Source organism: Limnoraphis robusta CS-951, assembly GCF_000972705.2.
The window spans coordinates 1-8,947 of the sequence record NZ_LATL02000330.1; the positions used below are offsets into that span (position 1 = coordinate 1).

The following is an 8,947-nucleotide window of genomic DNA, read 5'->3' on the forward strand; positions in this document are numbered from 1 at the left end:
CACCATTCAAATTGTTCTCTGAGTACCTTGCAGTATTTATTCAGGTCATACCTGTTGACCCCTTTGTTATCCATCCAGTGCCTCAGGCAACTATTACGCACGAAACGGGCAGTACGAATCATCTCATCTAAGATGGCGTACTGCTCGTCTGTCCCTCGTAATTTAGCCTCGAATACTAACACATGGTGGTTTTAATTCTATGTCATTAAGTTTAACAATTGATACGGAGATTGTAAAAAGCGGACAGGTCGAATGCCTCGCTTTTTACCTGGGGTGTCCATGTACCTACCCCCAAATCAAAGATTATGGGGGTAGTGCTATAGCCCCCCAGCCCCCCCGTTAAGATAGCAGTTCCTACAACAGCAGTCAGGAGTTCCGAACTCAACAATGATAAGGCACTCATGCAATCATGCACTCATGCACTCATGCAAAAACTTTTTCTCTCTCCTGACTGTTCACTGTAAACTGTCACCTAACTCACTCTTAACCAGAGGTTGAGGAGCAATATTACCCAAACCGACGGAGTTGAGGAGTTCTGACCAGCGCTGCAAAATGATTGTATCTTCCGGATTAGATAGGCGCAACTGAGCTAAAGTTCTGACGGTTTCATACCACAGGGCTTCTTCGGCGTAGAGGTTGAGGCGTTCACGGGGTTCTGTTTGCTCAAACTGTTTAAGCTGACTTGGACTGAGAGCGACTCGATTAATCCATCCATTGATAACGATATCACCGGAAGGGTCTAGGGTGTCGGGTTCACATCGAATTGTCAGATACCAATGATAGTTTGTATTGACTTCTAAAGAAGGTGCATCTTTGAGTTCAGACAGATCTAAACCAATCACTCCAGCTTTGGTCTGTTTCATCTGGAAGTTGGTTTCGTAGAGGGGTTTATTTTCTTCGTCCAACAGTTCAAACTTCACCCAAACTGCTTCTAAGGATGTGGGAATATAGTAATAAATTGTCGGTTTTTCTGATGCGGTACGACCTAAAGTTGAGGTAGGAATCAGAGCGGTAACGCCTCCAGGGCATCTTCCGCGTGTTCCGGCGCCTTCTCGTCTTCCGGGAGTTCCCCGACTCGGTGGTGTAAAATTATTCCACTCGGTTTGAGAAAGCGGGGTGTTTGGGGCTTTGGTTTCATCAGTTTGGACAATTTCCACCGCGAATCGCGAATCAGACGATTGTATCCTAGAAGCATGATCTGAGGGAACAAGATGAATGGAACGGGCCTGTGCTGCTAGCATTAAGCTAGGGGTAACGATTTCCAAGAATAAAGCTAGGGAAAACGTTGTAATGATGTGTCGAGGAGAGGCTGTCCAAACCATGATGAGCTTGCTTGCAGGTAAACCTAGCCAAGATGAATAACAGTTCTATTCTATCCAATGTTTCTGGGAAGCATAGGAAAATCTGCTGTTAATTTTCAAGTCGTGAGTGAGAATTCCCAAGCCTTTTAAGAAATTGGGATGAAAACGAATCCCAATACTCTCTAACTCTACAATGATCAATACTCTCTTCGTGAGACCATTCATTTAATCTTCATTTCAGCTTATGACAGTTAGCCCTAATCTTGATAAAAACTCTCGTTTGATCGCCCGAACAATCCGACCCATCGGAGTTTCAGCGCTACACGGGATAGCGTTTTTAGGAGAGACTCTGTTTGCAATTGATCGCTTACGGGGGTTTTTGCTTAAAGTTGATCCGAAAACGGATAATACAACGATTGTTAATCCTTATCTGGTTTCCGAGTTTACAGATGTTACGGGTTTAGCCATTTGGGAAAATACGCTGTGGTATACTCGCGATGAACGAGTTTATTTTTGTGAAAATGCTCTACAAGAAGATCGGGTTGTTAATTTAGCACCTGAACTTTTTGCGACTCTTCCTTATGAGGCGGAGGGCATCGCAGTTTGGCAATCAACGGTTTATGTAAGCTGTGCTAAATTGGGATATATTTTTGTGTTTAATCGGGAAACAGGTCGAGAAATTACTCGGTTTTATGCTCCCGGTATCGGTCGAGAAAATTTGACGGTTTACGATGAAGAACTTTGGGTTTGTGATCAAATAGAACAAACGGTTTATTGCTTGGAACGGGGAACGGGAAAGACTAAATTTAGTGTATTAACTCCCTTTGAATTTCCCTGTGGATTAGGTTTTTATCGGGATGAAAATACCGGAGAAAAGGTGCTTTATGTCGCCTACTCAGGTGATGAGTTATATATTCGCGATGATCCCAATTCGGAGGAGCAATATCAACTCGCCCGACGCGATCGCACGTTTATTCATCCCTTGTATTATCACTATAACCAACAGGAACGTTATGCAACTTCTAATGGTTATTTGATTGAGATGTCTTATATCGAAGAACTCGAACCGCTCGATGAGGTAATTCTTGAAGATGTAGAATGGCGGATTGCTTTGCCCTCGGAAACAAACCGACAAAAAATTCGAGAAATTACGCCGATTGGAGTGCCTTTTACGGAAGAAATTCAAGATGGAGAACGGGTTGCTGTCTTCAAGTTTAAGCCTTTTAATTCTAAAGAACGGCGGATTTTTGGCTGGAAAGCGTTGTTAGAAGTACGGGCAATTAAATATCAACTAAACCCTTGGGATGTGGAGGATATTCAACCCCTAACGCCGGATTTTAGAGCGAAGTATTTAGTTGATGATGATAACTTGGCGATGGAGTCGGCGACGGTTCTAAATGCAGCACATGAGGCTGTTCGTAATGAGACGAATATTCTGCGAAAATTAAGGAGTATTCGCGATTATGTTTATGATCAACTTTCCTACAGTCTGACTTCAAAAATCGAAACTCCTGATGTTGTTTTAAAACGAGGGGTTGGTTCCTGTGGAGAATATGTTGGGGCTTTACTGGCTTTAGGGCGGTTGAATGGAATTGCTTGTCGTACTGTTGGGCGTTATAAATGTCCGCCTTTTCCTGAACAGAAAAATATTCCTCTACAAGCCGAGTATAATCATGTTTGGTTGGAGTTTTATATTCCGGGCTTTGGTTGGGTGCCGATGGAGTCTAATCCTGATGATATTCAAGATAATGGCCCCTATCCCTTACGGTTTTTTATGGGATTGGCTTGGTATCATGTTGAAATTGGAAAAGGGATTAGGTTCCAACAACTGAGAAACCAAGGTTTACCTGTTAATAAGGAGGAGGCTTCTGTCGGAAATTTAGCCATTAATCATGTCCGGTTTATGATTCTCGAAGAATTACCCGCAGATTAGAATTAAACTGAGGATCAGTTTGGGTACATTGTCCTAAAAAGGAGGAAATTATGGAATTTTCTGTGATTAATATTTTGGCATTAACGGCTTCAGTTCTGATGATCATTGTCACGGGAGGAATTCTTTATCTCACGGCGATGGAATGGCGCGATCGCCGACGACAAGAGCGAGAAAAACGACAATAGGGTTAATTGATTTGTCCTCAAAATAGGGGGCTTTTTAAAGCAATTTCTGGGTTTGTCCTAAGGCAATGGTTGCTGAACCGACAACCACTAAAAAGGCGCCCAGAATTGCCACAGGGGTATGGTGTTCGGGTGTAACGAATGCCGGAAAAATGGAGGAAAAAACCTCAACACACACCAGGGTTACAATCGGTGTAATGGCTAAAACAGCACTGACTCGTGAGGCTTCCCAGTGTTCTAATGCTTCAGCAAAAGCCCCGTAAGCGAGTAAAGTATTTAAGCCACAAAATAGTAAAATGGCGAATTCTAAAAGATTGAGATTGAGAAGGGTTTGAGGGCTAGAAATTGGGGCGAATAATAGGGTTGAACCTCCATAGATTCCCAGCATAATATTAGAGGAGGGAAGTTGCAATAAAAGTTGCTTTTGGGTTAACGCATAAATTGCCCAACAAATAGCGGCAAAGAAGATTAAAAAACTCCCCAATAAATATTGAGTTGGGGAAACAATCAGAACTTGGAGTTTTTCATTAAAAAACAGAATAAAACCCAGTGTAAGTATTCCTAAACCACACCACTGAAGACGGCTATAACGTTCTTTGAAAATGATGATTGCACCTAAGCCCATGAACACCGGGGCAATTTGAATTAAAACTTCTGCTGTTGTAGCTGAAGTCTTGGCTAAACCGGAAACAAATAATAGATAATTTCCAGCTAAGAATAAAGTGGCAATTCCCCACAATTTCCAAGACACTTGTTGTAATTTTTTCCAGGAGGGAAGTTGGCGTTTCCAAGCTAGATAAATTCCTAGTGTTAGAAAGGCGGCTATAAAACGAAATCCGGTTATTGTATAGACATCAAGAACGTTTAAAGTGACGCTTAAAGCTAGAGGAAGAATACCCCAGAGAAAGCAGGTTGTTAGCGTTAGGGCTAACCCTACACGCCATTTTCCAGAACTTGAATGTAGTTGCATTTTACAGAAAGTTAGAGTATGATTGACTAAAAATTAGTTGTGGTCATTTCTGATATATTATAACAATATATAGCAATCAGAAATTATTTGTGAATGATCACGACAGAGGAACAGTAGGGGCAATTCATAAACTGCCCTTACCCGCTCGATATGGAGCGACCGCTTCAAGTTCATAACTCATTTAATATTGCTATATATTAACTTTTTTTGTTTCAACTTATCTTTGTATTATTGGCTTCTATTTTACTCAAGGTTAGAGTAAAATAATAAAATGAACCGTCATTAACTTCAAATCAAAAAACCATGCGAATTCTAATTTCACTCGCGGGATTAGCCTTAGTTCTTCTCGGGGTTTATTTTCTCGGTCAAAATATTGTCTTTACCTCTAGTATTTTACGCTATTGGTGGCAGGATATGTCGGCTGCAAGTTCAGTGATTTTACTCATTTTAGGGATTGTTTCTTTGGTTTTCTTTCCTCGGGAAACGGGAAACTTCGGTTGGGTATTCGTTGTTGCAGGAGTGGCTTTAGTTTTTATCAACAGTCGTGTTTTACTCAGACCCACCAGTTTATGGTCTTTTTTCGTGGCTTTTGTGTCCATGACGGCAGGGTTTAAACTGATTCGTACAGGTCGAATTTAATCATAATTACACTGTTTAGACGTCGTTGGTAAACGTTTAACTCCTGTATTTTTGGGGTCATAACCGACGAGAATCACATCACCATTTTGAGTTCTGATCCATCCTCTAGCGGGAATAATATTAAGACTAGAAACAGGTTGATTCTGTTTGTTTGAAGACCGTCTAACGGTTGGGTTATTTTGGGTTGAAGTGACTGAAGGATTAACCAAATCAACCTCTACTCTATTGCCGTTTAACGGGTCGCTTGGAGTGTTTGGAATCCCCCCCGTAGGGTGATAATAAACTGGCTTTCTCGAGCTTTTAGACAGGGATCTTGAGCAATTAAAGCGGCTGGATCAACCAAGGTTTGGGGAAATTCCACTAACCCTTGACTGGGATCAATTTCACTGTTGAGTTCAACAGTACCGCTAAATTGGGCGCCTAATTCAGACGTGGCGGTGATATCGCTGGCTGAGGTTTGAACAGTGCGAAATTGCGTTCCAAAAACAGCATTAGCATTAATAATAACTCGTCCTCCAAAAGCTTGTTGAGCATTAGCAGAAATATCACTATTTTCTAACGAAATTAACAGGTTTGTATTGATTTCTATATTACCTCCTGTTGCTTCTCCAGTCGCATTCGTAGTAATTTGGCTATTGCCACGCGATCGCAAGTCTTGAGTATTAATAATAATATTACCATTTCCTGCAACAGTTTCAGCTTGTAAATTGCTTTGGTTTAATTCAACAGAATTGGCATTTATTGTTAAGTTTACCGCCGAACCTTCGCCTTGACTGCTAACCGTTATTTGAGAGTTATTAAAAAGTTGCAAGGATTGAGTTTCGATGTTAATATTACCGACAATTAAAGGAAGCGTTATTGCGTAAAGCGATGAAGGAACATTAGGCTTAATGATTGAATTTTATTCTCATTTGAGGGACGTTAATATTAAAGCAGAGGCGTTGCGACAAGCACAATTAGCCATGATTCATGGTCAAGTTACAATTAAAGATGGACAGTTAAAAGCTTCAAGTCGTTCGCCTGAAAATATCACCCTTCCCGCAGAACTCGCCACAGCTTACAGCGAAGCCATCTCATATTATGTCCGGTTGATTAATTCTGTTATGGGGTGGGGCGGGTTTATCTCAATCTCTCAGTAGTGCTAAAGATATTGACTGAACCCCGCCCCTACAGAATCATTATTGATTAGTCGGACATGATATCACCCTTATTACTGGTCGGGGTTTACAATGATTGGCAGTCCTTGGTAAATACAAATCTAGGAAAAAAACAACGCGAGATGATCTAGATCTCCCGCGTTTGTTTTAGATTAAAAGATAGCAACGTTGGTGTTTTAGACAGCCGCCGCCACTTTTTCTCCACTTCCAACCAAGCGTTCATAGGTGGCTCGCATTTTTAAGCCCACCAACACTTGGAACAATCCGCTACCATCATTAGAGCCAGGATACTCTCGATGTTCACGCATCATGTGAGTCAGTTCGCCATAATACTTAGTTGAGATATTGCTCAGGTGTCCCTCAACGTAAATCATCTCATCTAAGTTATCAAACTTACCATCAACTTCTAGAACTGAGACTTCGTTACCGTAGTAAGCATCAGGCCCGTAGTACATCTTGATACCGGGATAGGAACAGGTTAGCTTACGTCCGCAAGGAGTCCAGTAAATGGTTGATCCTTCATCAAATAGATAAGCGGGTTCAAAACCTTCAATTCCTTCTCGTTGAATCAAGCGAATTCGCAAGACTTTATGCTCTTTATGATCGGGAATTAATTGAGTCGGTAAAATCTGAATAACAACGTTGGCGTATTGTTTTTGAGGATCGATGTAGGCTTCAAAATCAGGACGACGGGCATTAATTGAGGCTAAAACATCTTCATAACGATGACCCCGTTCTGCCATGTCGCGCTGAATCTTCCAAGCAATTTTGACCTCATCACTGATGTCAAGATAGACGCTAAAATCGAGAAGTTCGCGCACCCGTTCATCATATAAGGGATGTAACCCTTCAACCACAACAATATGATTGGGATCAATCCGCTCAGGCGGATCAATCATCCCCGTTTCGTGGTTATAAATTGGCTTCATAATTGACTGACCGTTTTTCAGCGCCTTGATCTGTTCAGCCATCAGATCAAAGTTGTTGGCTCTCGGATCAAGAGCTGTAATTCCAGTTTCTTTACGCTGTTTGCGATCTAAACTGTGATAATCATCCAAACAAATAACGGTAACAAAATCTTCCCCAAAAATGTCTGTTATACGACGTAAAAATGTAGATTTTCCACATCCAGAATCTCCAGCAACGCCAATAAGTACGACACGATCCGGCTTACTCACCATAGGTTCCCTCTAACCATCAAAAACTGTTTACAAGCTCAATAGCTTTATTTTGAGCATATGAAATCAGACCAACATCAGGACAGTTTATTGACAGCCATGCCCGAAAGTGGAGCAATAAGCAACACAAGGCTGTTGGCTGACTCCTGACTGACAGATGGCCTCAAGAAGTAGCAAGCTAGGTATTTTATACTAACTTTTGCTTTAGATTTTACCAGAAGGGGATCATCCCTACAAGACTTATTCTTGCCAAGTTTCACGGAAAAAGACGAAAAACTGATGGGTGTACTCCGGCAGCGATGCTTCTGGATCGAACTACACATCTGTTTCTCGGTAGTTTAACATTCTAGCACTAATACAACACCCCCCTCAAGATAGAACGCCTAATTCACGGCTTGCTGATCTGAGGGGGGTTCTTCGTACAGGAGAATTAACAGGCTTCATTCCATACTTTGCTGACTATTCCTGACTGGGCTTGTCTTGAGAGGGGGTTGGGGAATGGGAACTTTTGGCAATATATTCTCCGTAATACAGGCTAAACTGCCAAAATCTTCTCAAAAATCCCCTGACATCATCATAGATTTTGAGCGATTTATTGCTAAAACGAGAATTTAAAGGGAACTCTGTTTTCTGCTTAGAATTGAATTGAGAGGTGATCCTAATCATCCGTAAAACTCCAACTTAATTAACTTTAAAATAGAAGATATAGAACCGGCGTAAGGGCAATTTATCAATAGCCCCTACTTTTCAGAGGCTGTGAGTATTCACCAATGATTTATGATTGCTATATGGGAAAATTATCGGTTGTATCGTTGCTCTAACCAAAGTCGCAGTTCCGTTTCAGAAGCCCGTGAGAGAAAGCGATCATAAATCGGATCGTAAGCATTCCAGTAAGTATTACCCAAGCGATCTGAACAAGTCCAAACTTGAATCTCATCTGCGGCGCTTAGACCTGTGATCAGCCAATAAAAAGCTTGGCGAATAAGTTCTCTAAGCTGTGCAGAAATCCGAAAGTCTTTTTGTTGTTGATACCACAACCTTTCTAGGCGATATCGGTCGGAAACATTGGTAAAATTTGCCATGATTAACATCCCCTCAAATTGGCTTTTCAGTCTATCCCTTGACTGATAAATTTACTTTGACATCCTCTCCGCCGTAAACGACGGAGATTCCAAACATCACTGTTTGGGTTTCCTCTTTCTATGAGTTGACTTACTCAACTGGGTTTCCCCACTTAAGCAGAGATCAGTCTCTCGGGAGGCGTTGATTTCCATCTGCCCGACGGTATTTTCAAAACAGATATTAAGCGGAAAAACGGATTAAGCTACGTGTGAGAAGCCTAGATTTATGCGTTTTACAGTCAAGTTAATCCGTTAATCTATTTCTTATCCGTTTCTTGATTTGATAGCTGTTTTAATGCAGATTTTAGAATGTTTTTGGCGGCGTTTTCATCCCGGTCTGCTACATACCCACAGTGAGGACATTTGTGAGTCCGGGTGCTGAGAGTTTTGACAACCTTCTCACCGCAATTTGAGCAGTTTTGAGAAGTATATGCGGGTTCAACAGCAATCACCGTCACCCCATAAA

The 8,947-nt window shown here is 41.5% G+C and carries 12 protein-coding genes; 4 read left to right on the forward strand and 8 right to left on the reverse strand.

All coding sequences use genetic code 11. From position 1 onward, the window contains the following. Window positions 1-455 precede the first annotated feature (455 nt). A complete protein-coding gene (locus WN50_RS27600) occupies window positions 456-1,322 on the reverse strand; it encodes a DUF928 domain-containing protein (RefSeq protein ID WP_046280060.1) in 867 nt (288 codons plus the stop codon). 45 nt (window positions 1,323-1,367) lie between these two features. After that, on the reverse strand, window positions 1,368-1,526 hold the full coding sequence (locus WN50_RS34920) for a hypothetical protein (RefSeq protein WP_160315450.1): 159 nt from the start codon (window positions 1,524-1,526) through the stop codon (window positions 1,368-1,370). 19 nt (window positions 1,527-1,545) lie between these two features. On the opposite strand from WN50_RS34920, the gene WN50_RS27605 reads away from it, so the two are divergent. Together WN50_RS27605 and WN50_RS37020 are read left to right on the forward strand one after the other, a co-directional pair. After that, a complete protein-coding gene (locus tag WN50_RS27605; protein ID WP_046280061.1) occupies window positions 1,546-3,234 on the forward strand; it encodes a transglutaminase family protein in 1,689 nt (562 codons plus the stop codon). 50 nt (window positions 3,235-3,284) lie between these two features. Further along, on the forward strand, window positions 3,285-3,419 hold the full coding sequence (locus tag WN50_RS37020; protein WP_281062914.1) for a hypothetical protein: 135 nt from the start codon (window positions 3,285-3,287) through the stop codon (window positions 3,417-3,419). A 34-nt stretch (window positions 3,420-3,453) separates the two neighbouring features. Here the strand turns inward: WN50_RS37020 and WN50_RS27610 are convergent, their stop codons facing one another. Continuing rightward, the gene (locus WN50_RS27610; protein WP_046280062.1) at window positions 3,454-4,386 is read right to left on the reverse strand and encodes a DMT family transporter; all 933 of its coding nucleotides are present in this window, start codon (window positions 4,384-4,386) and stop codon (window positions 3,454-3,456) included. 303 nt (window positions 4,387-4,689) lie between these two features. Between WN50_RS27610 and WN50_RS27615 the strand changes: the two genes are divergently transcribed. After that, the gene (locus tag WN50_RS27615; RefSeq protein ID WP_046280063.1) at window positions 4,690-5,025 is read left to right on the forward strand and encodes a LiaF transmembrane domain-containing protein; all 336 of its coding nucleotides are present in this window, start codon (window positions 4,690-4,692) and stop codon (window positions 5,023-5,025) included. Here WN50_RS27615 and WN50_RS27620 read toward each other — a convergent pair. Continuing rightward, entirely contained in the window at window positions 5,022-5,234 is a 213-nt protein-coding gene (locus WN50_RS27620; protein ID WP_046280064.1) for a hypothetical protein, read from the reverse strand. The two genes, WN50_RS27615 and WN50_RS27620, sit on opposite strands and share 4 nt — an antisense overlap. A gap of 23 nt (window positions 5,235-5,257) precedes the next feature. After that, the gene (locus tag WN50_RS27625) at window positions 5,258-5,836 is read right to left on the reverse strand and encodes a hypothetical protein (RefSeq protein ID WP_046280065.1); all 579 of its coding nucleotides are present in this window, start codon (window positions 5,834-5,836) and stop codon (window positions 5,258-5,260) included. Between the two features lie 79 nt (window positions 5,837-5,915). Here WN50_RS27625 and WN50_RS27630 point away from each other — a divergent pair, with 79 nt between their 5' ends. Then, entirely contained in the window at window positions 5,916-6,164 is a 249-nt protein-coding gene (locus WN50_RS27630) for a hypothetical protein (protein WP_046280066.1), read from the forward strand. Between the two features lie 194 nt (window positions 6,165-6,358). Here the strand turns inward: WN50_RS27630 and WN50_RS27635 are convergent, their stop codons facing one another. The 3 genes from WN50_RS27635 to WN50_RS27650 all read right to left on the reverse strand — a co-directional run. Next, the gene (locus tag WN50_RS27635; protein ID WP_046279611.1) at window positions 6,359-7,363 is read right to left on the reverse strand and encodes a phosphoribulokinase; all 1,005 of its coding nucleotides are present in this window, start codon (window positions 7,361-7,363) and stop codon (window positions 6,359-6,361) included. Window positions 7,364-8,157: 794 nt separating this feature from the next. Next, on the reverse strand, window positions 8,158-8,442 hold the full coding sequence (locus tag WN50_RS27645) for a hypothetical protein (RefSeq protein WP_152964945.1): 285 nt from the start codon (window positions 8,440-8,442) through the stop codon (window positions 8,158-8,160). A 296-nt stretch (window positions 8,443-8,738) separates the two neighbouring features. Then, window positions 8,739-8,947: zinc ribbon domain-containing protein (locus WN50_RS27650; RefSeq protein WP_152964946.1), on the reverse strand; the 209-nt coding region annotated here is incomplete at its 5' end.

Bases quoted from the DNA above. Each gene is read 5' to 3' on its own strand.
- WN50_RS27610 (WP_046280062.1), bottom strand. From the start codon at position 4,386: ATGCAACTACATTCAAGTTCTGGAAAATGGCGTGTAGGGTTAGCCCTA.
- WN50_RS27645 (WP_152964945.1), bottom strand. From the start codon at position 8,442: ATGGCAAATTTTACCAATGTTTCCGACCGATATCGCCTAGAAAGGTTG.
- WN50_RS27600 (WP_046280060.1), bottom strand. From the start codon at position 1,322: ATGGTTTGGACAGCCTCTCCTCGACACATCATTACAACGTTTTCCCTA.
- WN50_RS37020 (WP_281062914.1), top strand. From the start codon at position 3,285: ATGGAATTTTCTGTGATTAATATTTTGGCATTAACGGCTTCAGTTCTG.
- WN50_RS27605 (WP_046280061.1), top strand. From the start codon at position 1,546: ATGACAGTTAGCCCTAATCTTGATAAAAACTCTCGTTTGATCGCCCGA.
- WN50_RS27630 (WP_046280066.1), top strand. From the start codon at position 5,916: ATGATTGAATTTTATTCTCATTTGAGGGACGTTAATATTAAAGCAGAG.
- WN50_RS34920 (WP_160315450.1), bottom strand. From the start codon at position 1,526: ATGAATGGTCTCACGAAGAGAGTATTGATCATTGTAGAGTTAGAGAGT.
- WN50_RS27615 (WP_046280063.1), top strand. From the start codon at position 4,690: ATGCGAATTCTAATTTCACTCGCGGGATTAGCCTTAGTTCTTCTCGGG.
- WN50_RS27635 (WP_046279611.1), bottom strand. From the start codon at position 7,363: ATGGTGAGTAAGCCGGATCGTGTCGTACTTATTGGCGTTGCTGGAGAT.